12 protein-coding genes are annotated in these 25,267 nt (G+C 36.1%); all 12 read right to left on the bottom strand.

What is annotated here, in order from left to right; genetic code table 11:
• Window positions 1–172: 172 nt before the first annotated feature.
• Window positions 173–547 (bottom strand): glycine cleavage system protein H, encoded by a 375-nt coding sequence (locus ACIDC4_RS19840; RefSeq protein WP_412044215.1) that lies wholly within the window; start codon window positions 545–547, stop codon window positions 173–175.
• A gap of 233 nt (window positions 548–780) precedes the next feature.
• Window positions 781–3,012 carry a DUF6055 domain-containing protein gene (locus ACIDC4_RS19845; protein ID WP_412044216.1) on the bottom strand — a complete coding sequence of 744 codons (2,232 nt, stop codon included), beginning with the start codon at window positions 3,010–3,012 and terminating at the stop codon, window positions 781–783.
• A gap of 196 nt (window positions 3,013–3,208) precedes the next feature.
• Entirely contained in the window at window positions 3,209–5,419 is a 2,211-nt protein-coding gene (locus tag ACIDC4_RS19850; RefSeq protein WP_412044217.1) for an alpha-galactosidase, read from the bottom strand.
• 353 nt (window positions 5,420–5,772) lie between these two features.
• Window positions 5,773–6,984, bottom strand: coding sequence for a M24 family metallopeptidase (locus ACIDC4_RS19855; RefSeq protein WP_412044218.1), 1,212 nt, complete (start codon window positions 6,982–6,984; stop codon window positions 5,773–5,775).
• Window positions 6,985–7,168: 184 nt separating this feature from the next.
• Complete coding sequence (locus ACIDC4_RS19860) at window positions 7,169–9,313, bottom strand: family 43 glycosylhydrolase (protein WP_412044219.1); 2,145 nt, start codon at window positions 9,311–9,313, stop codon at window positions 7,169–7,171.
• A 198-nt stretch (window positions 9,314–9,511) separates the two neighbouring features.
• Entirely contained in the window at window positions 9,512–11,611 is a 2,100-nt protein-coding gene (locus ACIDC4_RS19865) for a beta-galactosidase (RefSeq protein WP_412044220.1), read from the bottom strand.
• A gap of 2 nt (window positions 11,612–11,613) precedes the next feature.
• Window positions 11,614–14,304, bottom strand: coding sequence for a DUF5695 domain-containing protein (locus ACIDC4_RS19870; RefSeq protein WP_412044221.1), 2,691 nt, complete (start codon window positions 14,302–14,304; stop codon window positions 11,614–11,616).
• A 286-nt stretch (window positions 14,305–14,590) separates the two neighbouring features.
• Complete coding sequence (locus tag ACIDC4_RS19875) at window positions 14,591–16,282, bottom strand: DUF885 family protein (protein ID WP_412044222.1); 1,692 nt, start codon at window positions 16,280–16,282, stop codon at window positions 14,591–14,593.
• Between the two features lie 118 nt (window positions 16,283–16,400).
• Window positions 16,401–19,451, bottom strand: a complete 3,051-nt coding sequence (locus ACIDC4_RS19880) for a beta-L-arabinofuranosidase domain-containing protein (RefSeq protein ID WP_412044223.1) — start codon at window positions 19,449–19,451, stop codon at window positions 16,401–16,403.
• A gap of 24 nt (window positions 19,452–19,475) precedes the next feature.
• Window positions 19,476–21,725 (bottom strand): S9 family peptidase, encoded by a 2,250-nt coding sequence (locus tag ACIDC4_RS19885; RefSeq protein ID WP_412044224.1) that lies wholly within the window; start codon window positions 21,723–21,725, stop codon window positions 19,476–19,478.
• Window positions 21,726–22,103: 378 nt separating this feature from the next.
• The gene (locus ACIDC4_RS19890) at window positions 22,104–23,519 is read right to left on the bottom strand and encodes an APC family permease (protein ID WP_412044225.1); all 1,416 of its coding nucleotides are present in this window, start codon (window positions 23,517–23,519) and stop codon (window positions 22,104–22,106) included.
• Window positions 23,520–23,956: 437 nt separating this feature from the next.
• Window positions 23,957–25,192 (bottom strand): NAD(P)/FAD-dependent oxidoreductase, encoded by a 1,236-nt coding sequence (locus ACIDC4_RS19895; RefSeq protein WP_412044226.1) that lies wholly within the window; start codon window positions 25,190–25,192, stop codon window positions 23,957–23,959.
• Window positions 25,193–25,267: the final 75 nt, after the last annotated feature.

Genomic DNA, 25,267 nt, shown 5'->3' on the forward strand with positions numbered 1-25,267 from the left:
TGAGTAGTGAATTAAGGCATTTTATATCAATTCTTGATTGTAGGTGCTGTAGAAAAGATTCTTCCCATAAAAAAAAAAAAACTGTCCGAAAATTAATCTCCGGACAGTTTTTATCGATGTTCAAATTTTAATCAAACATGGGTACACAAATAAAAGTTTGCTGATGTATAGCTTAAGAATCCATACAGAATTCTTTATAATCATGATTGGTCAGAAACATATAATCTGGAATATTTGGTTTTGAAACTCTCAAAAACCATTGTTCGTAAGGCTTAGTATTTAGGCTTGAATGATCAAGATTGGTATTGGTATTTATAACCTCGCAATCAAATGGCAAAACAAGATCTAAACTCTGTTCAGTACCATTGATTTTCCCCCAGGCAGTATCTTTTTTTATGGTTTGACTTTCTAACTTTAGGTGCGCGCGATGAACGGTGCCTATTTGTTTTTGTGCAAAGTCTGTGATGCCCACAAAAAAATGATCAGCACCAATTCGCATTAACCATAAATGATTCTTTGTGTAATGTAAACTTTTGGGTATAAACATGATTTTTTTTTAAAATTAATCAATTTATTTTATTCTTAATAAAATCATTTCATTTTTTTTCATCAATCACAACAACTTCATTCTCTGTCTCTTGATCAAACTATTAACAAAAAAAGGAAATTCCACGAAAGTGAAATAATAGAATTATAGGTAAAGATTTCAATCCATAAAAAAACGCTATAAAGTAACTTTATAGCGTTTCTATTTTATAAAAAATAATATTTAAATCCTGATTATTCTTTCAAAAATGATTTACTTACAATCTCGCTTCCTCTTTGAATGTTCAGTAAATAAACACCTTTAATCAGGTAACTACAGTTGTAGGCAATATCTATTTTGCCTGCCTCGTAAACCTTATCTGTAATTGTAGCTAATTTTTGTCCGTTAATATCAAACAATACAATAGTTACTTTTTCTTGTTGGGTTTGTAAAAAAGAAATGTTCAGGTTTCCTTTTGTTGGGTTTGGATAAACATTTAAATCTGTTTCCGGATCAGCAGCTGCTTTATTAGCACTAAGTGTAGTTACAGTACAGTTGGGTGTTGTGCTAAAAGCCATTTGCGCAGCTGTAAAGTTGGTAAATGTTGCATTGATATCGATGTTTGAAGTATCGCTGGCACCTTTACCATCGCAATTGTCTCTTCCGTTTCTCCAATATGGAAATTGCAAATAAACACCCGGTGTAGAGCAACTTCCAATTTCTGCATCGCCGCCTACTACAACCGAACTGCCAAAATCTCCTGCAAACAACATTGCATTTCCTTTTATATTGGCTGTGTTTTTTACAGAACCGCCTTCCATCCAGGCATTACCTTCAACAATGGCGCTGTTTGATAAAGTCGCATTGTACACACAGGCATTGCCTCTTACAATCGCATTGCCGTTTATAGTTCCGCCATCTACCATCGCGTAATCGTCGATACGGGCATTTCCTGAAATCGTTCCGCCTCGTACAATGGCATACGGACCTACATATACTGTTGAGGCCACAGTTGCATTGTTAGAAACCCAGCCGCCTCCATTGGTATGTAAATGTCCGTTTGTTTTAAGAAAACTTCTAAAATTGGCTGCAGGCTGGAATCCTTCCGGAGTAGCATTTGCAATTTTTAGTTCATAAGGATATCTTCTTTGTTTTGGGTAACCCACATCCATATTGTAATTGACATGCACTTTTGGAGCTGCAAAAACTACCAGATAAATATTGGCTTCTGTTGAGGTATTAAGCGTAAACGAAGCTTCTCCATCTGTTTTATACATTGGGCTGTAACGCGAAATAGTTCCATCGGTTTTTGTCGTAACAAAACCATAACGCCATCCTGCCTGTGTAGTATTAACCTCTGTATGTCCTTTAAATTTAATGGTAACTTTCTTTTGTGTTCCTGTACAAGTCGGGTATAACGGAATTAAATTCATTCCGTAATCCTGTGGCGCCCAATCGTTATTCGTATAATATTGGTCGGTAGTTCCCGTAACTTTTGTAAGCAGCGTGTATTGTCTGCTGGTATAACGAGGCATATTTGTTTTTATCGCATTGTAAACATTTCTGATCGTTTTTCCGAAATTACTGGTGGTGTTGATTTGGGAATTCCACTGAATAGGATAATCGAATGCGGCTTGTCGCTGCGCATATCCCCACAGATAATCATCAAGCTGATCCTGTGTAAAACCTTTTAATCTCTTAATAGTTTCAAGCGGATGTTCTTCATTCATAGATTCTGCCCACATCCTTCTCGTAAAATCAAATCCCTCTTTTTCCTGAACATAATACATCAAATGAAAATTGGTATAATGATGTCGATTCGATGACCACATAAAATGTTTGGTCTGGATCCAGCGGGTCAGAGTTCCGTCGATTTCTGCCCATTGCGGATAAGCCTGAGCACGCATAAAATTGGCATGTCCTTCATAAAACGGACTGGCCCAATCATATCCGGAAAATGCTCTTCCGGCACCCGGATTTTCCTGAATGCTCATCATCATTTGCAGTGTATGCGCAAACTCGTGTGATAATGCTCCCCCGTCTCTTGTAGCTTCAGGATGTACGAACATCGCACCAATGGTGTTGCTAAAGGAACTCGCTTGTGCAAAAGCTTCTAATCTGGGATCTGTAGAATTCCAGGTGTTCATCATCATGATAATGATCTTGTATTTCCCGAAATTGGTTGTTGGCGCATTATTTACAAAATGCAAATCGGTGATATAGCGTTTAAAGCTAGTCTCGAGTGTATCCGCAACCGATTGAGGTGTAAATCGTAAAGCAGCATCTGCATATGCCGCAGGATTTGTGCCTACTTTATCGCCCCAGTAAAGCACAAAGTTGGTAGACTCATACTTTCTGGAATTGGATACTTTATTGTAAAATTCATTGTTGGGGTCACTCCATTCTGTGGGAGTAAAAAGCGTTTTCTGTGCAATTGCAAAATAACTGGATAGAAAAACGACAACTAGTAGTAAAAGTTTTTTCATAGTTTATTTAATTAATAGGTTAAGAAATAGCATTCTTTTGTAAATGTAAAAACTACACTAATCATCTTGTAAGACAATATTATCTACATTTAATACTATTTTACCTATTTTATAAAATATAATAATCTATTTTACAATAAGTTACAAAACATCAATATTTATATTTAAAAACCAAAATCGCAAAAATTAATACGAATTAATTCTTCAAATCGGCAGCGGTAACCTCTAATACAACACTACTTTCCTGTCTTGCAGAAGAAATTTTCAAACCTACTTTCATCAAAAAATCTCCCGAAAAAAAATTTCCTGATCCTTCAAAAGTGTTTTTGCCATCGGGCATAAGATTTATTTCTCTTACTATATATTGTTTTAAAGGATCAAGTCCTTCTAATCGTACTAAACTGTAATTAGGATCGGTTAATGGATGCAAGGTATAAGAGAAAACAACCGACTTGGTTTTATCCTGATTCACATACGATAATACTGCCCTGCTTTCTTCATAAGGCGAAATCAATCGATACAAATCTCCTTGCCAAATTACGGGACTTAATCGTTTGTAATTGGCAACTGCTTGCTGACAAAATTGCAATTCGTTTGGTTTTAATCCGCCTACGTGAATATCAAAACCCAGTTTACCCATCATCGCAACATCGGTTTTAAATTTAATGGATTGATTGCCCATAGAAGTCACATGATTACAGGTTGCCAATGCCGGATAAAAATTAGAATATCCCCATTGTATAAAAACACGGTCAAACGGATCTGTGTTGTCGCTGGCCCAAAACTCAGTAAAATAATTTAGAAATCCGTAATCGACCCTTCCTCCTCCTCCGGCACAAAGCATCATAGGAAGATCAGGATACTTGGCTTTTATTCGATCCAGAACTTTATACAAACCTTTTGTATACTCTATAAACAAATGCGATTGCTGATTTTTAAGATAGGTCGAATATGCACTGGTCATCATACGATTGCAATCCCATTTAAAAAAGGCAACTCCTGATTTGGTTTGCATGATATCATCGACAACCTTAAAAACAAAATCCTGAACCTGCGGATTGCATAAATCAAGAACCAATTGTGTGCGATAAATATTCTTTTCTCTGTTAGGCAAACTCAATACCCAATCCGGATGTTTTTCGTACAGTTCTGTCTTTTCGTTGATCATTTCCGGCTCGATCCAGATACCAAATTTCACATTGGTTTCTTTGGCTTTTTCCATCAGAAAACCAATACCGTTTGGCAATTTTGATTTTGTAGCCTGCCAGTCGCCTAAACCAGATGTAGAACCGCTTCTTGGATATTTGTTTCCAAACCAGCCATCATCCAGCAAAAACATATCTACGCCCAATGTTTTAGCATCTGTAAACATGTTGGCGAGTTTGTTTTCATCAAAATCAAAAAAGGTTGTTTCCCAATTGTTCAATAAAGTAAGTCGCGGTTTTTCGCCATCTTTTAGGCCATACTTTCTAGCCCAGGCATGCAAATTTCTACTCGCCTGACCTTTGCCCTGATTCGAAAAGGTATAAATAAAAACAGGAGTTTTGAATGTTTTTCCGGGCTCTAAATTATACTCGGAAGCAAATTCATTAATACCTGAAATAATTCTTAACTCATTATTGTTATCAATATCAAATGTATATTTAAAGTTTCCCGACCATGCAATTGTACCTGCAATCACTTCGCCTGTATTTTCGCCCGATTTAGAATTTAAAGAAAGAAAAAAACTGGGTGACGCAAACATATTGGTTCGAACTCCTAATTTAGAATCGATAACCTTGATGCCTCTTGTAAGCTGACTTTCTTCCATTCGAACTTCCTCGACCACATCACTGTAAAATTGTGTCAGCCAATATTGATCTGCATCCAAATGCAATGCCGATGAAGCGTAATTGTACAGCATTACCGATTTTTTCTCGTTGTGCTGAATTTCTGTCCACGATTCGATTACATTTTCTTTATAGAATGTTTTATAATGAAGATTGACAAAAACCGGATATTGAGGATCTTTTAATTTGATGATAATCTCATCTGTATTATCATCAATTTTTTGAATTGTATGATTTTGATATTCTAATTCTAATGAAGGATTTCCGTCGTTATGCGTAATTCTAATAGCGGGTTCAAATAAATTATCGGTTCCAAAAGTTGGATATGCTGAATGACGTAAATCGATTAAAGGATTCCCGTCATTCACCACAAAATTCTTGGTATTTTCTTTCGAAACGGCTTCGTATTCGCTACTGTTATTCAGTTTTGTTCCTAAATACGTCTGATACAATTTTTTGTTTTTACCAACCTTAAGCACTAACGCAGAATTTTGAGTTTCGATCTTAATTAAAGAACTTTCCTGCGCCTGAATAGCCGAATATGCAATGGTCAATAATAACAGTAAAAATTGCTTCATTTTTTTTATTTTTTTAAATTAATACTATAACGAATTACAATATTTATATCAAGCGTAGTCTTGTCATTTCGATTGCTAATGATATAATGTTTTTTTAGGAGCTAATCCCGCACCCGAGCCTGAAAGAGCGAACTGGCGAAGCAATACGTTTCAATCTTTTGTGCCGAACCCCGGCACAAAAGGATTTCCACTTCTATCGGGGCTAGGGCAATTGTTTTCATAAGAACTATTTCCCATTTTTGTCATTCAGGAACGAAGGATCACACTAGAAACTCGACAAAGAAAATCGCCAATCTTTGTAGAATTACTAACGGAGATTTCTCGTTCCTCGAAATGACAAACAGAGTGGATATTTAATATCCAAAAGGATTATCAACACTATGCATTGGCTCAGTAAACCACTTCGCCCCGTTTTCTGTCATGTAAAAATGATCTTCGTGCCTGATTCCAAATTTCCCCGGAATACAAATCATCGGTTCATTACTCACGACCATTCCTTCCTGCAATTTTATTTCGCTTCCGCGGACTAAATATGGGAATTCATGAATGTCTAATCCGGTTCCGTGCCCTACTCTGTGCGGTAATCCCGGTAAATCATAATCAGGGCTTAGTCCGGCTTCCGCCAAAGTTTTTCTCGCTGCGTCATCGACAGATCCGCACGAAGCCTCGATATTAGCCGCTTCAAAAGCAGCAAATTGAACTTTTTGCTCTAGATTCCAAATGATTCTGTATTCTTCCGAAGGATTTCCGTATGCATAAGATCTTGTAATATCAGAAAGATAACCTTCTAATCTACAGCCTGTATCTACAATCACAGCATCATTTTCTTTTAAAGGCTGAGGAACCGAAACGCCATGAGGATATTGTGTATCATCAGCAAATAAAACAATACAGAAATAAGAGCCCGAAGGTATTCCGGCCTTAATGTGTGCTTTATTTATAAAATCAACTACTTCGTCGACGGTAATTCCTGGTCGTAATATTTTAGCGGCAGCACGCTGAACCTCCATCGTAATATCTTTTGCTTTTTGAATAATAGCAATTTCATTTTTAGACTTTTGCATTCTGCAAGCGGCCGTAATTTCTTGCGCATTTATAAAAGCATTCGAAGTATTGGCTTTTGAAACGCCATCAACTAAAAAATAAGGCGCAGATTCATCAATGGCAATTCTCTCATACTCAGAGTTTCTGTCATTCAATAATTTACCAAATAAAAAATAAGGCGATTCGTGCTCTTCCCAACAATTAATATTGGCCTGAACTTTCATGTATTTTTTAAAAGTACCTTCTTCAAATTTTGGCACTATATATTCTAAAGAACCATCATCAAACAATAAAGCACCAACCATTCTTTCAGAAGCATTCCATTTCGTTCCTGTAAAATAATACAGATTGGTTCCCGCATTCAGGTAAAGGGCCTGAACAGAAAGCTCTTTCATCAATCCAGTTGCCTTTTTGATGCGTTCCAGATATTCCTCCAACTGAATTGGCTGTACATCCTGAGTTCTGTTTTGTATTTTTTCTAATTCGATTGCAGCAGTAGATCCGCCTATACCAATTGTCATTTTTTCTGTTTTTAGATTATAAAATGCTAATTTAAGATAATTTATAAAAACCTAAATTAAACGCATAACGATGTTTGAGAAACTTATTTCTTTTTGATTTACCTTTTTTTCAAAATCATAAAATCTATTTTTCTATGTGTTTAAATTAAATTAATTGAATTGTATTTATAATTATTTAAGAAAATTATTCTGTTTTAGGTTTCGTCTGTTTCATTAATTCCAATACACCTTTTTGATCAATTGCATAATCGTACAAACGCAAAGAAGCCATAAAACCAGAGAAATTTTCTCCAATATCTGATGCTCCAATGATAATTTTAGCTTTTTCAATTGCAGAAGATAATAACATATTTTGTGAATTGTCCAGCACACCATCTACATATATTTTCTCTACTACTCCATCAAAAGTCAGGACGATATAATGCCATTTATTCGCCTCTGGAATCGTTTTGTAACGCATATCAAAATGTCCGTCCAGATGAGGTGCAGCTCCGTAATTGCTGCTATTATAAGCCAAAGCATTGTATGAATTGGCTAAATTAAATTCGTTTCTGTCACACCACGATGCCAGAATTTCTCCTTCTTTGGCAACGTCAGGATTTTTCACCCAGGTTGCGACTGTATAAGAACCATTCCATGCTAAAGATTTCGGAACTGGTTTATCTAATGTCAATGCTCCGTTTTTAAAATGAAAAGCTTTAATTCCATCCGGTTTTTCTAAAGTTATTTCGCCGCTTTTTGTGAAAGTTCCACCAATAGCACCTTTATTCGAAATTATATTTATGGATGAATTGTTTGCGATTTTATTAGCATCAAGATCAACTAATAATTTCTTAGTGCTTTTTACAGCAGGAGGTATTTTCGATGGTACATTTTTTAATGCTAACGGAAGATCAAATAAAGAACTATACACTTTGATATTCCAAACTGCAGCATACAATCCTGTTTTTTCAGTCGCTAAAACAGTAAGCTTTATATAACGTGCTTTTACATCATTATCATCAATCATTGGACTTCCGGCGGTGCTGTTTTTAGATTTATCAGCATAAAGCAACCAGTTTTTTCCGTTTACAGAATATTCCAGTTTGTATTGGTAATAATAACTCGCAAATTCAAATTGCGTCATTACTCTTTTTATGGTTTGAACAGTTCCCAAATCGATGGTTAAGTCCTGAGATGATATATTATTCGCCGCTTTCCACATTGTGGCATTATTATCATCTGTCGCATACGAAGGTTTATATTCGTAATCGTATTGAGTCGATTTTAAATGATAATAAGATGATGCTGTTGTTTTTGATCCGAAAGCAATATCCTTTGGTACAGTAGATTTAACAAGATCACTTATACCTTTACTTGTAGGTAGTACTTTTTGTATGGTAGAATCATTTTCGAAAATCATTTTATCGATACAAACCTGTCTGGCAAGTCCGCCTCGAGTCATAGGATAATCGTGTTTATGATACACAATGTAATAATCGTCTTTATCTTGTAATACAGAATGATGACCGGGACCATGTACGGTTTGATCTTCATTGGTACTCAAAATTGGATTGTTTTGTCCAGGCGTAAAAGGTCCGTATGGCGAATCAGAATACGAATAACGAACATTATAAGTTTCGTCGTGGCAAGAAGCTCCTGAATACATTAAGATATATTTAGAACCTTTTTTCATCATATAAGCAGCTTCAAACGGAGCGGGAGTTTGTGCAAGCGGAATATTGGTCGAATGAACCATTTCTCCCATCGTTTTTTTGTTTAATTCTCCAACAGCGTATCCGCCGTTGTAATGCACCCAGGTTCCCCAATAACCATATAATTTACCATCGGTGTCTTTAAAAAACTGCGCATCCAGAGACGGATAACCTTCTCGTGGATATCCGTTTGAAATTACGGGAACGTCCTGTTCGCTTAATTTTTTCCAAGGACCAACAGGAGTATCTGAAACATAGCCGTAAATATTACAGCCTATTTCGCAATTTCCAAAATACAAATAATATTTACCATCGTCTCCTTCTACAATATCCGGAGCCCAAAAATTCGTAATCGATTTTGCTGAAAATGAAGGAATTTCCATGATATAATTGAACCAATTTTTGAAGTCTTTACTATACCAGACTGTAGGCGCGCCAGATGCCAGCATTTCATTATCTGTCGTGGCATAGATATAATAAATATCGCCAAACTTTTTAATGGTAGGATCAGCAAACCAACCCGGCAAAATAGGATTTCCGGCTCCGGGCGTGTTTACAGGAATATCTTTTTGAGCAAAAACAGTTCCTGTAAAAACAAGTATGATAAGACTGTAAAATAGTTTCTTTTTCAGCATTGTATCTTTTTTATCAATATTAAAATGGTACGCAGATGACACGGATTTGCTTTGCAAAAACGCGGATTTGTACGGATTTTTTATTCTAGTTTCAAAAAACTTCATTGATAGCGGAGTCGAAGACTTTTTATAGAAACGGGGGCTTCGACTCCGCTCAGCCTGACAAGCATTATCTAATTTATATTTAAATAAATTCTATTAATATTTCCAAACCAATACATCAGCAGTTTTTATTGCTTTGGTACCAATAATGATTTTTGCTTTGTCCGGTAAATTCATATTATAAACCTTATCAGAATAATTGACTGCAATACCAAATCCGTCGCGATATTCGACCATAATTCCTTCAGGATAATTTTCTATAAGGGCATTTTGTTTTTGGTACAACTTTCTTAATACCTGTTTTTCAAGTTCACCGTTTTTAGAATCTACACCAATATACGTTACAGTTCCTTTACCTAAATTACGCGAAATAATAGCGGGTGTTCCAGCATAAAAATCTCCTTCGTAAGTGGCCCAAACTTCTGTTTCTTTATTAGGTTTTAATAAATCTCCCCAACTGGTCCAGGCAAATTCCTGATTATTAAATTTAATAACGCCCGGAGATTGAGGCATTAATAAATCATAGGATTCTATTTGAGAACCAATTAAATTCCACATAGGTTCGTAGAATTTAGCTTCCCAAAGATGACCTTGGCGATTTTGAATTCCGGATCGGCAACTCATTATCAAATTCCCTCCGTTTTTGGCATACAAGGTTAGTTTATCGATCATTTTTTGATCAATCATCTGATAAGCAGGTACTATCAAAAAAGGATATTTAGAAAAATTAGTAGTGTCGCGAACAAAGTCTACCGGAGCACCAAAAGATTTCGTCGCTCTGTAATATTTTAAAAAGTGTCCAATAGTATTCCACTCTTTTGTTTGCTTGTTTAATTCAATCCCCATTACATTATCCGGATTGAACAGAATTCCGGTTTTTCGTTTTAAATAATAATCCGGCAATGTTGCCTTAGCATCATACTTTTTTCGCAGCGTATCAATTTCTTTTATAAACTGACCAAATTCATTACCCCCTACCGTTGGCGTTACACCATCGGTACCTACAATTCCGTAATGAAATTGCTCGTAACCGTATAAAGGCGCACGAAAACGATACGTACACGTAAATTTACTTCCGCCGGCAAAAACATGCCACAACCACATGCGAACACTTCCCGGCAAAGGCTGCGGATTAATACTGCCCCAGTTTACTTGTCCAGGCTGTAATTCCATACAACCATACATTCCTTTTAAAGGTCGGAAAAAGTCATTCGACATTCCAATACTGGTATAATCGCCTAAACGATATCCTTTTGAACCTATTCCTAAACTTCCTCCGTAGACCAAATATCTTGTGTAACAATCAAAATCCAGTTCTTTAGACATTCCAACAAAACTTTCATCGTAATTGGATCTGTAATTAGACGTAATCCATTGGTCTTTGCTTACCAGTTTGCGTATCGTAACTGCCTGACTGTCCAGAAAAGTGGCGGTTTCCTCATCAGCAAATCGATAATGATCTAATTGAGAATGCAGGTTCATTCCCCATTCTTTGTGCAACGGAATATTAATTTGACTAAAGTCAGAATAAGTTCCGCTCCAGAAATTATTTCCCCACGCCTGATTTAACGCTTCAATAGTTTTATATTTTGTCTTTAGCCAATTGCGATAGCGTTGCTGCGCATCTGCACCATAATCCAGAAAACGGGATGGCTCGTTGTCTACCTGCCAACCAATAATGTTTTTATTATTACCATATCTTTTGGCCAATTGCTCAATCATTTTTAAAGAATAAGAACGATAATAATTACTTGAAAATGATGCGTGTTGTCTCGAACCATGATCGGTTTTTGTCCCATCTTCATAAGTTGAAAGAATATCCGGATGTTGACGAACGAGCCATACCGGCGGAGTGGCTGTCGACGTACACATAATAATTTTCAACTTATATTTTGCAGCAATTTCAACCGCTTTATCCAGCCATTTAAAATCATAAACACCTTCCTGTGGTTCTAATTGCGCCCAGGCAAATTCTCCAAAATGGGTAAATTCGAAACCCATTTCGGCAATTTTTTTCAAATCACGATCCCATTGACTCTGATCCCAATGTTCAGGGTAATAATAAACCCCTACTGTAGTCAGGTCTTTTTTGAGGAAAAATTTATCGAAATTTTGTGCACTGGAATTTAAACCGGCAACTATTCCAAATAAAACAAATAGTAGCTTTTTGAAAAGATGTTTTGATTGCTGTTTCATTCTTATAATTTAATTTGAATTGCTTTTGTTTTCAAGGCAATTTTATATGCTCCTCTTACTTTTTCATAAGGCAATTTTACCTCTTTATCGATTCTTAAATAAGCATCTGGTGTATACGCTGTTTTAGGATCTAAAGTAATTTTTACTTCACCCGTTTTAGTATTGTAGCTCACTTTATTGAATGTTCCTGCATCTAATGTCAGCCACATTTTTTTTGCCCCAATGAATACTTTAGATTTAGCTGCTGTTGTAATTTCTACTTCGACTTCATCGCCTTTCTCTTTTAAATTTCCTCCAAAAGCCAACCAGCCCAAATCTTTTTCATTGGTTATAAAAGTCGCTGTATTTACCGCATAACCAAAGAAACCGGAACCATAATCACCAGATAAATAATCGATTCTAAGCGTTTCAGGATAAGAGTGAAAAGCCGATGGTCCAAAACCATCTTCGGTAATATTCGAAATTCCGCCTAATAATCCACCGTAACCTACTTTTAGTAAATGAAAATCTTCAGGTGTTTTTCTGAATTGTTCCAAAACCGGAATCGCATTCAACGCCGAACCATAATGATGAATCTGACGTTCTACTCTCGACAATTTTCCTCCATACAAAAAGTCCCAATACCTGCGCGCGTTTCCGTTATACGCCCAGTTAGGCATTGTTGGCATATAAGCTAAAATGGCATCCAGTGTAATCTTTGCTTTGTCATTGTATCCAAAATAATCCGACCACATATAAACTTCTTCCTGACCTGTAGAATCCCAAGGCATTTCACTTCCAAAAGGATAATTAAGCGTTCGCCAATGATCGGCTCTTGCTTTCATTTTAGCTTCCAGATTATTAGCCATTTCGGTATATCCTTCGGTTTTTAGATCTTTTAAAATCAATAAAAAAACCGTTCCTTCCATTTGTCCAAACTGCGCATAATAAGGCGCCAGAGTTGTCATTGCAATACTGGTTTCGTAGGCATTTTTTAAATACCAATCCCAGCTATGATTCGTTACCAATCCTTTGTGGTATCTCGCCAAACGATACATTGTCCAGTGTGCAGCGGCAACGTGAGGATAATTGTATGATCTTCCCGGATCATCAGATCCTTTTTTGTCCCATGCAGCCCATGTTTTGTAATTTACATCTTTACTGTACGTTCCTTCCGGCATTAAAGTAGGTTCGTAATAAAAAACACTTTTTTTAACACCGTATTTAAGCGTATCTGCTGTGTTATACTGAATTCCGCCCCAAAGTGTTTTATCAACAAATTGCTCTAACTTTACTATTTCTTCTTTATTAGGCTCTATCAATTGTTTCATAATAGCGCCCAACCAGCCTCCTGCTCCACCTTCGTCACTTAAACCAGCAATCCATACGCGGCTGTCCTGACTTACTTGTTTTTTAGTTTCATAATCATACGAGATTACAGAAGGATTTCTGTGAAAAGGATCATTTTTCTCGTCAAACCATTGTGCGGTTGTAGAGAAATGACCAAAATCTGCCACAACATCTTTTTCAGCTTTTATTACTTTATAATTAATCGTTTGCTGTAAACCATCTTCATAAATTACCGTCAATCTGGCTCTTCCCCATTTTTTTCCGTTTACTTTGTATTGAAAATATCCTTTATCATTTTTTCCTTTTGCCTCAATTGCCAAAGCGCCTTCCGGTTCAATTTTAAAAGATTTAACGGCTTTTTTATATTGTAAAAAAAGTTGGCCGTCGACATCTTGCGGCAATACATATCCGGGAACTCCTATCGCTACCGGACGTTCTTTTTCGATTAATGTTTTTTGGATGTTTTTAATTTCATCAACCAAAACCAATTTCAAAGAGAAATTTTTAGAAGCTCCGGGCTCAAGTACTGTCGAAGAAGGAGTATTCCATTGTTCTGCTGATTTCCATTCATTTTCAGCATAGGCTTTACTCAATGGCATCCATTCATGAAATCCTTCAAAAACGATACTTCTTGGCGTAGCATCATCCAATAACGGACGATAGGCTTCAAATGGCATATTTTCTTCAGGAAGTAATAACAACGCCGGACCGTGACCGCTTAATCTTTTTACTTCAAGATAACCGGCATCTTTTCCTATATAAGGATCAAAAAATACATTATGGGCATGTGTTTCATCCAATGATTTTCCTTCTAGAATATTATTAAAAACCATAGGAATTCCTAAAGCTCCAATTTCTATTGCTGTTCCTGAAGTATTCGTAATTTCAAAACGCATCACCAAATCTCCGTTTTTATCTTCGTAATAACGTTTTACGCTAAGCGGAGTTCCCGCCGGAAAAGTATTAGAAAGATCGGCTGCTGCCAATGTAGTTCCTGAAACTGAAAGTTCTTTTACCGACGCACGTTTGGCTGCACTCGAGTAATTTTTCCAGGCTCCGGTCGCATCTTTAATTCTAAAATTAATATCTCCCAATTGGTAAAGTCCGTCTTTGTCTCTTATCGAAAGTCGCTCACCTGGAGTAAAATCAAAGGTTTTATCTGTCGCAGGAGATAAAGAAGCTACCGTTTGAGAGGATTTTAATAATTTAAGCTGAAATGATTTGGTGCTCACATTAATGAATCCTTTATCTATCTCCAATGTCGATTTTTCAGCTTTGATTTTATCCCAATACTCCTGCGCTTGCAAATTATTTGAAGCAATCGAGCAGCAAATCATCACGGCTAATAATGTTATTTTTTTCATATTTATTATTATTTTAAAAATCTAAACAGACTTTATTTATTCTTTTTATTTATACTTTTTAGAGATGAATTTTATTCTAATTAATTCAAGTTGCTAATGGCAATGTCATTAAGTTAAAATTTCACATAACCGCTTTGCGATCTTAAAGCAAAGCGCAATTCATAAAGCTTTGTAAACTTTGCGTAACCCTTTGCGAACTTTGCGGTAAAATTTTATTTTTTGCTTTTTAAAAAACTTAATGACATGTCCATAAGCACTACAGTTATTAAATACCAGCTTGAATTAATTATTTAAAATCAGTCGAAAACTTCCAATTCGTTTTATAATCTTCAGCAACAGGTAAATCTTCTAATATAATTCTGAGCATTTCTACCGGCATTATATTTTCTTTTAAAACACGGTCGTGAAATTGCTTTTCTGTCCAACCTTTGGCCAGCAATTCGTTTCTTAAAGCATAAAACTGTAATCCTCCTGTCATATAAGCAACCTGATATAATGGTGCATCTCCGCTGGCAAAAGAACGTCTTACTTCGGCTTCTGCATTGGCTCTTTCGTGCCCTACTTCGTTTACTAACAAATCAATGCATTGCTGTGGCGTCATTTCTCCCAAATGGTATTTTAATGAAAAAATGATTCGGGCGCAACGGTGAATTCTCCAGAATAACATTCCTAATTTTTGTTCGGGCGTTTGTGGAAATTGTTTGTTCCAAAGGTTGATTTCCCAATACAAAGCCCAGCCTTCCATCCAAAACGGAGTATCAAAAGGCTGCCTGTACGATTTATAACGGCTATTCATGAAAAACTGCAAATTATGTCCCGGCAATAATTCGTGCTGCACGGTCGCAAAAGAGAAGTTCGGATTATTACCACGCATACTCATCAGCTTGTCTTTCTGATCCATATCTTCGGTTGGATACGAAATACTAATTTCCCATCCTCCTGTAAAAAACGGGTTTATTTTCTGGCGTTCCGGTGTCATCATAATCATTTGCCAGGTTTCTTTTGTCAAATCCGGCAAGGTGATTAAATCCCTGTCTTCTATAAATTTAACCGATTGCTCGTACAAACTTGTAATGGCTTGCGGTTGTTCGCCTGCAGGAACATAAGTGTCTTTTACGTGTTCCAGCGCTTTTTTCCAATCGTTTCCGTAACCTAATTCTGTCGATGCTTTTATCATTTCTTTCTTGCACCACTCAAATTGATTTTGTGCAGTAGCAATAAGTTCTTCAGGCGAATACGGAATATATTCATAAGCTAAACTTTTGATAATAGCTTCTCTGCCAATTGGTTTTCCTATAATGCCGCTTCCGTCATCTTTTACGCTGTTTTTAGCATAGTTTCCTCTTAAAAATTCTTCGTAAACTTTAAGTTTATCCGATAGGTTTTTATACGGTTTCTGCATCCACCAGGTAAAGTCAGGATCGTAACTATAATAAAATTCATAAGCTTCTTTTAATGATTTCTCGAAAGAAACGACAGATTTAGCGGCTTTATCTGCTGCAAACCAATCTTTAAAAGGTTTATTTTTTAAAACCTCTGTTTTTTTATCAATACTAATTCCGGCAAGGTCAAATGCTTTTGCCAATTGACTCGAAACGGGTCTTTTGCCTCTTCTTCTTTCTTGGATAAAAAGAGTAATATCATCTGAAAAATCCAATACCGAAGCGACTTCTTTATACCCTTTATATTCTATTTGTAAAAAGTAATTCTCTTTATTAATTAGATTTTTCAACAGCAAATAATCTACTTTTCCGTCTTTAGACAAATTTTTAAAATCAATAGCTTTTACTGTTTTTTCCCAATCGGCATAAAACTTTGAAAACCGAACATAATATTCTTCTGATTCATTGTTCGAATAAAAATTCTGCAAGGTTGTTTTATCTGCCTGAAAAGTATTTATAACATCAATAAGGTCGTTTGCAAATGAAGGAACTGCCATTGCTAAAAATAAAAAAAGGGTTAGGAAATATTTTTTCATGTTTTTGGTTTGATGATTCTGAATGTTTTTTTGCCACAGATTAAAGGATTAAAATGATTTTTTAATCAGTGAGAATCTGTGTAATCTGTGGCATTATTTTTTAGCCATTTCTAATAAATTATTTCAGCGTAACATCCAGATAAACCGAATGGCGGCCATAGCTTTCGTAAAATGGTTTATACACAATTCCGTCGATAGTAAATTCTAGTTTCTTAGGATCTCCCTGTATCGATTTACTGATATCTTTTACGTCTAAGGTTACTTTGCGCCAGTCTTTTCTTGGTTCGGGCTCCTGCGCGGCAAGCAATATTGGTCCATAAAATAAACTCGCGATATTTTGCTGATCCATTACCGATTCTAAGTGAAACTGAAACGGCATGCGCAATTCAATTGCGTCTCCGTCTTTCCATTTTCTATTCAAAGTAAGATAGCTTCCGGGTTGGGCTTTTATCTTTTCCTCTTTCCCATTTATCTTTACAAAAAATCCTTTGGTTGCCCAATGTGGTACACGAACTTTAATATCAAATTTGCCATTTCCTTTGATCGTCAATCGGGTAAAATCTTCATTAGGAAAATCTGTTGTTTGTACTATAGTTACCTTTTTTTCTGTCCATTCTAAAGTGGATGGTACGTAAAGATTGACATACAATGTATTGGTGTCTGTACTTTTAAAATAAATGGAATTCTGGAATTTTGTATTACTCTCAATAGCAGTTCCATTGCAACAAGTAAAACCTGTCATGTGTGCATTACCAAATTGTTTTACTGAACCCGGTCGTAACGGTACGTGATACGTATTGGCAGGACTATCTTGAGCTACAGAAGCCAGAATATGATTATAAAGACCACGCTCGTAGTAATCCATATATTCTGCACGCTGATCATAAAGGAACAAATCTCCCGTTAATTTCAGCATATTGTAAGTGGCGCAAGTCTCATTTTGACCTCCCGATGAAAAACCATTTTCGTAAATCGTAGCGGGCTGGCTTATAAAACATTCTGCATTTGCTGGATTCCTTGCTCCTGCAACACCACCAATCGTATACATATAATCGTTTACAGTTTTGTACCAAAAGTTATCAGCTACGTTGTAATATTCAGGCGTATTAGAATCACGGTACATTTCGAGCGCTCCCATAATTTGCGGAATGTGCTGATTGGCATGCAATCCGCGGAAAGTGTCTACATTTTTTGCCAGTCCGTGTGAGTGTTTGGCATCGCCGTAAAACACTTTGATGTTATCGAATAATTGGGCTACTTCCAGATAATGAGGATCTTTTGTAATTCTGTACAATCTTGCCATGGCTTCGTTCATTCCGCCAAATTCTCCAGCGATATATCGGTTCCACATACTGATAAGCGTTTCGGTAGGTAGTTTTTTCATACGCGCATACACCCAGTCTCCCATGCCTTTGGCTGTTTCAAGCGCTTTTTCGTTGCCACTTACTTCGTAAACATCCATTAAACCGGCAAGGATTTTATGCAAAGTGTAATAAGGTGCCCAAATTTGAGTTTTTTGTCCTCCGTAAGTTGCTCCGTTTTCGAGCATAATAAACTGATCCGGCGGATAAGCACTAATAAATCCTTTTCCCCAATTCCAGTAATCGGTACGAATACCTTCCGGACTTAAATCTGAATCGTAACTTGTTTTTCCAGGACCAAAAGGAACTTCCGTAGGATCTGACACAGATTTACCTCCGGCTTCCTTTGGTTTTCCTGAAAGCTGTTCTAAATCGTACAACGTATTGACCATGTACTCCATTTTTTCCTTAAAATTGGCCTGAAGCGTTTTATCATAACCTGTACTTGCATATGCCTGAGCAATAGCCGTTAGGTAATGTCCGGTTGCGTGTCCGCGCAATTTGGTTTCTTGTGTGTCCCAAACTCCAAGTGGTTCTGCTCCTGTTGGCTGTGCTTGTCCAAACGCGTTACGGAACATATATAAAAAAGAATCAGGATCTGTGGTGGCAAGTGTTGTGATGAATTTATCGCGGTTCTCTATAAATTTTGTCTGGTTTCCATCAAGATCATTATTCAAAGAAACCTGATCAAGATGAAATACTTCTAATTTGCGTTGTGGTGTTACAACTTCTTTTGCTTCAATTACTTTTACAAGGGCTTTTGGTTTTAATGCTGTTCCGGGAATGATTCCGGTTACGGTATATTGACCTGTTTTTAGTACCTGACTATTGTCTGTTGGCGCAGGCCAGATTACACGAACTTCCGGTCCCTGAACGCCATCTTTGTAAACTCCTTTGATATAACTTGGTAATCTTGGCAGAAATCCTACTCCTGTTGTTACTGAAATATCTGAAACGCTGGTTAAATATTGATTGTAAAGTTGCGGACTTGTTTTAGGAAACGACGGAAGATCTTTTGCTTGTTCTTCTCCTGATTCTTCTTCCTGCTCTTCTTTTAAAGAATTATGGTAGATTCTGGCCACTTGTTTATCGTTTAAAGGAATGCGGTAGATTCTAAAATCATGTAGTTTAGCATTCAGAGAAGCACTTTCTGATGTTAATGATTTACCAATGTAAAGCACATTTTTATCTCCTGATTTATTATCGAAAATCTGATCTAAATTGAGTGCTACATTTTTAGTTTCGCTTACCTGTACTCCATTCACGAAAGTGGTAATAGATTTAGATGGAATATTGATCACAACGGCCACATGATACCATTTGTCTTTTTCGAGAGCCGGTGCATTTGCTTTGTATTTTGCTCCTGTTCCATTATTTATTTCAGCCTGAAATCCTCCATCAGTTGCTATTGGTTCAGCAAAAAAATGGGCATTGGTACTTTTTCCAAAATCAAAAAATATCTGCCCTTTTTGTGCAGATCGCAGGAAAATCCAGCCTGTTATACTTACAGATTCTTCTCCTACCAATGCATCACCCGGAAGTGTTACAAAAGCTTTGGCATCTGCCGGTAAAGACAATACTTTACCAAACTGTTCGTCATTTACAAATTTGGCTTGTGATTCCTGAATTTTTCCGTGTAAATTATTTCTTGACCAATCCTTTGCATTTCCGTCAAATATATAGCGCGCTATCAATCCTGTCTCACCAATTCCGTCTAAAATCTGATCGCCTCCTTGTGCCATTACTGTAGTTGAACAGGATGCCCAAAAACTTAATACTACACAAATAAATAGCCTATATCTTTTCATAATCTAATTCTTTTTAAACGTTTTTTACTTATAAACTTCGCTCCACTCCGGTGGTGTAACACCTAATAAATGCTGCACAAAATAGTCTCTGCGTTTGCGTTCTCCATAATCACCTCCGGCCGAATGTCCCATTCCTGGAACAGTTACTAATTCAAAATTTTTATTGGCTTTTATCAGCGCGTTTGCAAATTGCATGGTAGAGGCCGGATCAACATTATCATCTAATTCACCTAGAATTAACATCAAATTTCCGTTTAGTTGTGCAGCATTTGCTGTATTCGAGCAAGCTTCATATTCTGGTCCTACCGGATATCCCATCCATTGTTCGTTCCACCACATTTTATCCATTCGATTATCATGACAGCCACAAGATGCTACGGCTACATCATAAAAATCAGAATTAAAAACTAAGGCTGCTCCCGCATTTTGTCCTCCTGCAGATGTTCCGTGAATTCCAACTTTATCAATATTCATATAAGGATATTTGGTTGCAGCGGCTTTCATCCAGAGTTTTCTGTCTGGGAAACCTCCGTCTTTTAAATTTTTCCAGCAAACATCATGAAAAGCTTTTGAACGATTTGAAGTTCCCATTCCGTCAATCTGAACTACTATAAATCCTAATTCTGCCAGCGAAGACATCGCCCAGTAATAAGGCTGGAAATTTTTAGGTACAAATGAATCCTGCGGACCTGCATAAATGTATTCGATAATGGGATATTTTCGATTAGGATCTAAAGTAGTTGGACGCACGATAACGCCCCAAATATCTGTTTTGCCATCTCTACCTTTTGCTGTAAAAACTTCCGGTGCAGTCCAGCCTGTTTTCTGTAATTCGGTGATATCGGCTTTTTGCATTTCTACAATAGATTTTTGAGTGTCGATGCTTTTTAAAATGGTAATTGGTGCCAAATCTACACGCGAATACTGATCGACATAATATTTATAATCTGGCGAAAAAGTCACTTTATGATTCCCGTTTTCTGTTGTTAATCTTGTGAAGTTTTTTCCATTAAAATCAATTCGGCAAAACTGTAACAAATACGGATCCTGGTCTTTGTCTAATCCGCTTGCCGTAAAATAGATTTGTTTCTTTTCTTCGTCCACTTTAATTACTTCTCTAACTGGCCAGTTACCTTTAGTAATCTGATTCTTTACTTTACCTGTAAGAGCGTCGTATAAATACAAATGATTCCATCCGTCACGTTCCGAAGCCCAAACAATTTCATTACTTTTTTTACTATCAAAACGATATCTTTTTCCGCTGTATTCTACAAACGTCGGACTTGTTTCTTCTATAATAACCTTTACTTTTCCGGTTGTCGCATTTACTTCAAGAACGCGATATACCTGATGTCCTCTTTGATTGTATTCGAAAGTAAAACTGCTGCTGTCGTCTTTCCATTCAAACCCTGAAAGATCATATTGCTCCTGAAATAAATCAGTCGCCACCGGAATTTGTTTTTTTGAAGCCACAACGAACAGTTGCGGACTCTTAAATGGTAACTGATCGCCTGGTTTTAAATAATCTCTCGTTTGTAATTTGGGTTGAAACTGATCTTTAGGACTTGATTCTACAAAATAAATTTTGTGTTCTTCGCCAGGTCTTACTTTATACGCCATGATTTCGGCACTATTTGGTGACCACTGTAAATATGATGAATAATAAAAACCTTTTGAGCCATCATAACTCAACTGGGTTTCTACTTTAGTCTTTTTATTTTTAATATATAAATTGTAATTTTTAATGAATGCCGTATGTAAAGAATCCGGAGAACCTACAGGTTTATTACCCAGTTCATCAAAGTTTCCGCCCCAATAATCATTTGCTTTCAAAGGCTTTTTGTAGGCGCCTAATTTCTTTAATTCGTAAGTACTTAAATTACAAGAGATTTTGATTGTATCTGCTGTAAAAGTAAGTCTAGACAAGGTTTTGTCAAACTCTAAATTTTCAATTGGGAGATCTTTGGCGTTTATTTCTTTCCCTGCTATTTTTGATAATGACTGTGCTAATTTATTATGATCAAAAGCTTGTTGTTGTTTTTGCTGTTTGGCATCTACCAAAAGAAATTCTTTTCCTTTTAATAGATTATTGCTATACCATACATAGTCATTTCCAACCCAATGAAACTCTTTAGGAATATTAGTTACTTTATTTTTGAATAAAGAATCTACAGCGTTCGCTCTCTTATACTCTTTCAAAGTTCCCTGAGCCTGAGCTATTAAACAATACGAAAGTGTTAAAAATACACTTATTTTTTTACCAGTTGTTCTCATAATTTAAATATTAATAAAAATATATATTATTTATTGAGATCTATGGGTTAATATTAACAAATACTAATATTATATTACCCATCGAAACCAAAATGTGAGGAAAATCAGTTATTAAATGCAAGTAAGGTGTTGAAAAACAGTATTTCTTAACCTTAAAAATGAAATGAAGTAAATCGAATTATTTTTTCTTTGGCTTAAGCCAAAACAAATTCACTACACCTATTTGAGCATTTTATATTGTAGAGACGCACAGCAACGCGTGTACGAAAAATTTCTTAATATTCAATTTGTCAGACACATAAGTGCATCTACATCAATAATTGATTCAAAATTTTAGCAGACCTAACAGGTTTTAAAAACCTGTTAGGATGTCAAAGATTAATTTGGCGTTTTTTCTTTTATTAAATAATAGATTGGAATTCCCATTAACATAATTAAAACACCCCAGCCACAAGTAGAAAATTTGGTAAACAATAACGACACGCAAACTGCCGAGGCAATTACAATATACAGCAATGGTAAAAAAGGATATCCGATTGCTTTATAAGGGCGAACTGCATCAGGCATTTTTTTGCGAAGACGTATAATTCCGTAGATCGTTAAAATATAGAAAATCAACACAATGATGATGACGAAGTCTAGTAAATCTCCGTATTTTCCGGTAAGACATAATACAGATGCCCATATACATTGTGCCCAAAGTGCCCAGGCAGGAACGCTTGAATGATTTAATATTGCTGCTTTTTTAAAGAACAAACCATCAGTCGCCATCGTATAATATACTCTGGCTCCGGCCATAATCAATCCGTTATTGCAGGCAAATGTCGAAATCATGATCATTATGGCGATGATCAGCGTTCCTATATCTCCAAAAATATAGTCGGCCGCTACAACCGCAACCCGATCCGATTTTGCGCCGGCAATTTCGCTAAGCGGAATCACGGCTACATACATTGTATTGACCAGAACGTAAATAATAGTTACAATTAAAGTTCCCAAAAACATGCTTAAACCCACATTTCTCTTCGGATTCTTTATTTCTCCTGCAATAAAGGTAACTCCTGTCCAGGAATCACTCGAAAATAAAGTTCCAACCATTGCGGCAGAAATCCCTGAAATTAAAGCTGTTGTACCAATTGGCATCCAGGAACCTGTTTCGGTATTAAAGGAACGCGGCGTCCAGGCATCTGTCCAGTTCATATTCCAGATAGAAGATTTGGCTGCTAATGTAAATCCGAAAATGATTAATCCTGAAATGGAAACTATTTTTATAATGGTTAAAATCGTTTGTAGAATCTTGCTGTTTTTTACACCACGGGTATTCAGATAAGTAAGGAAAATAATGGTTACAATAGAAACGATTTGCGCCACATTGAGTTTAAAACTTCCCATTTCGTAGATAATATTTTCATCACTTACTGCCGGAATTAAATAGGCTGTAAATTTTGAAAATGCGACTCCAACCGCCGCAATTGTTCCGGTTTGGATAACAGCAAAAAAGCTCCAGCCATATAAAAACGCTACTAATTTATTATACGCTTCTTTAAGATAAACGTATTGCCCGCCGGCATTAGGAAACATCGCGCTTAATTCTCCGTAACTTACTGCAGCAATCATCGTTATGATTCCTGAAATAAGCCATATTAAGATAAGCCATCCTGTTGATCCTACTTGTCTGGCAATATCGGCACTTACAATAAATATTCCTGAACCAATCATAGAACCTACTACAAGCATGGTTCCGTCGAGAAGTCCGAGTTCTTTTTTAAATTCTTCCTTGTTATTGTCTGTCATTTTTAGGTTTGTTTTTTTGGTTGTCTTTTGTTTAGGAATGTGGTAATCTGTTTTTTAAATTTTAAATGTGGTTAGTATTTAGAATTTATGTTGTGATTTTTTGTTGTTATTACAAAGCCATATTTTTTTTAGCAAATGATCAAAATTTAGTAGCGCCAAAGATTTACACATATTTTTGTCATTTCGAGGAACGAGAAATCCTCGCAAGAAGCTCCGCAAAGAAAATTATGTTTGTCTTTTTATAGCTTGGATTGAAATGAACAAGTTTGTCTTCAATCTTTGTCGAGTTACTTACGAGGATTTCTCGTTCCTCGAAATGACAAGATTGTGTTCAAACTTTGCTCTTACATTTTCTAGCAAACATTAATACAATTCAAAATCCTTATTTAAATAAAAAAAATCAGCTTCAAGTTTGGTTAGAAAATGAAGCTGATTTTTTAGAGTTGAAACATTTGCGTATCTACAGAAGTAGTTTTCCCTGAAATGATTTCTTCTACTATTTTGCCTGTTGCAGGTGCCAGACTTAATCCCATCATGGCGTGTCCTGTAACTAAGGTTAAATTTTTAAGTTTTTTATCTCTCGCAATAATTGGCATTCCTGAAGGCGTACAAGGTCTGAAACCAAACCACGTATCTTCTACTTTTGGTATTTCAATTTTTAAATCCGGATAAAAATCATTTACTGAATTTACAATTCCCTGAAGTCTGTTTTGATTGATTTTGGTGTCATTGGTGTGCGTAATTTCCATGGTTCCTCCAAAACGAATATCATTATTCATAGGGGTTACAGCAACTTTTCCTTCGCATAAAATGGTTGGAATCGATGGTTTATGGTGTTGATCTTTTAATGTAAAACTATATCCTTTTCCCGGTAAAATCGAAATGTTGACATTCAGTTTTTTAGCAATATGCGGACTCCACGATCCTGTTGCCAAAACTACTTCGTCTGTTGGAAAATTGCCTTTATCGGTGATGATTTCTGCGACCGTGTTATTCTTTAAAACAAAATCATTTACCGTGGTTTGCGAATGAATTTTTACGTTTAATTTATTCAGTTCTTCTTTGATGAATTGCATGAATTTTTGAGGATAAACATGTGCATCACTTTTATAATGTACACCACCAATTACATTTGTAGTTGTTCCTGTTTCTAATTTTGAAACTTCTTCTTTTGAAAGAAAATCGACTTCTAATCCTAATTTTTCTGCCAGTATTCCTTCGTGCTGAATTTCTTCGCCTGTTTTTTCGGTTTTAAAAAGCATCAAAAGTCCTTTTTCTTCATAAAAAAAGGAATTATTTTGTTTGGCAAAATCCTGATACAAGTCTTTACTCAAAAGTGATAAGTCGCAAAGTGCCGGCATGGCTTTTTCGACATGTTTTAAATTGGCGTGTTTGTAGAATTGCAATCCCCATTTCATTAAATCCATGTTTAGTCTGGGTTTTACGTAAAACGGACTTTGGCTGTCAAACATCCATTTTATTCCCTGCGCAATCATGCCGGGCTGTGCGAGCGGAATTATATGCGAAGGAACGATCATTCCTGCATTTCCGTAAGAACAGCCGTCGCTCATATCTGATTTATCAAAAACAACTACTTCATAACCTTCTTTGGCTAAATAATAAGCTGAACACAAGCCTATTATCCCTCCGCCAATTATACTTACTTTTTTCATTAGTATTCTAAATTTAAAAAATCATTGGCAAGAAGTTTTTCTGTAAACCAATGATTTTTTTATATTATCATTTTT

The organism is Flavobacterium sp. C3NV (genome assembly GCF_046825355.2).
In the GTDB taxonomy this organism is placed as follows: domain Bacteria; phylum Bacteroidota; class Bacteroidia; order Flavobacteriales; family Flavobacteriaceae; genus Flavobacterium.

Bases quoted from the DNA above. Each gene is read 5' to 3' on its own strand.
- ACIDC4_RS19840 (WP_412044215.1), bottom strand. From the start codon at position 547: ATGTTTATACCCAAAAGTTTACATTACACAAAGAATCATTTATGGTTA.
- ACIDC4_RS19845 (WP_412044216.1), bottom strand. From the start codon at position 3,012: ATGAAAAAACTTTTACTACTAGTTGTCGTTTTTCTATCCAGTTATTTT.
- ACIDC4_RS19850 (WP_412044217.1), bottom strand. From the start codon at position 5,419: ATGAAGCAATTTTTACTGTTATTATTGACCATTGCATATTCGGCTATT.
- ACIDC4_RS19855 (WP_412044218.1), bottom strand. From the start codon at position 6,984: ATGACAATTGGTATAGGCGGATCTACTGCTGCAATCGAATTAGAAAAA.
- ACIDC4_RS19860 (WP_412044219.1), bottom strand. From the start codon at position 9,313: ATGCTGAAAAAGAAACTATTTTACAGTCTTATCATACTTGTTTTTACA.
- ACIDC4_RS19865 (WP_412044220.1), bottom strand. From the start codon at position 11,611: ATGAAACAGCAATCAAAACATCTTTTCAAAAAGCTACTATTTGTTTTA.
- ACIDC4_RS19870 (WP_412044221.1), bottom strand. From the start codon at position 14,304: ATGAAAAAAATAACATTATTAGCCGTGATGATTTGCTGCTCGATTGCT.
- ACIDC4_RS19875 (WP_412044222.1), bottom strand. From the start codon at position 16,282: ATGAAAAAATATTTCCTAACCCTTTTTTTATTTTTAGCAATGGCAGTT.
- ACIDC4_RS19880 (WP_412044223.1), bottom strand. From the start codon at position 19,451: ATGAAAAGATATAGGCTATTTATTTGTGTAGTATTAAGTTTTTGGGCA.
- ACIDC4_RS19885 (WP_412044224.1), bottom strand. From the start codon at position 21,725: ATGAGAACAACTGGTAAAAAAATAAGTGTATTTTTAACACTTTCGTAT.
- ACIDC4_RS19890 (WP_412044225.1), bottom strand. From the start codon at position 23,519: ATGACAGACAATAACAAGGAAGAATTTAAAAAAGAACTCGGACTTCTC.
- ACIDC4_RS19895 (WP_412044226.1), bottom strand. From the start codon at position 25,192: ATGAAAAAAGTAAGTATAATTGGCGGAGGGATAATAGGCTTGTGTTCA.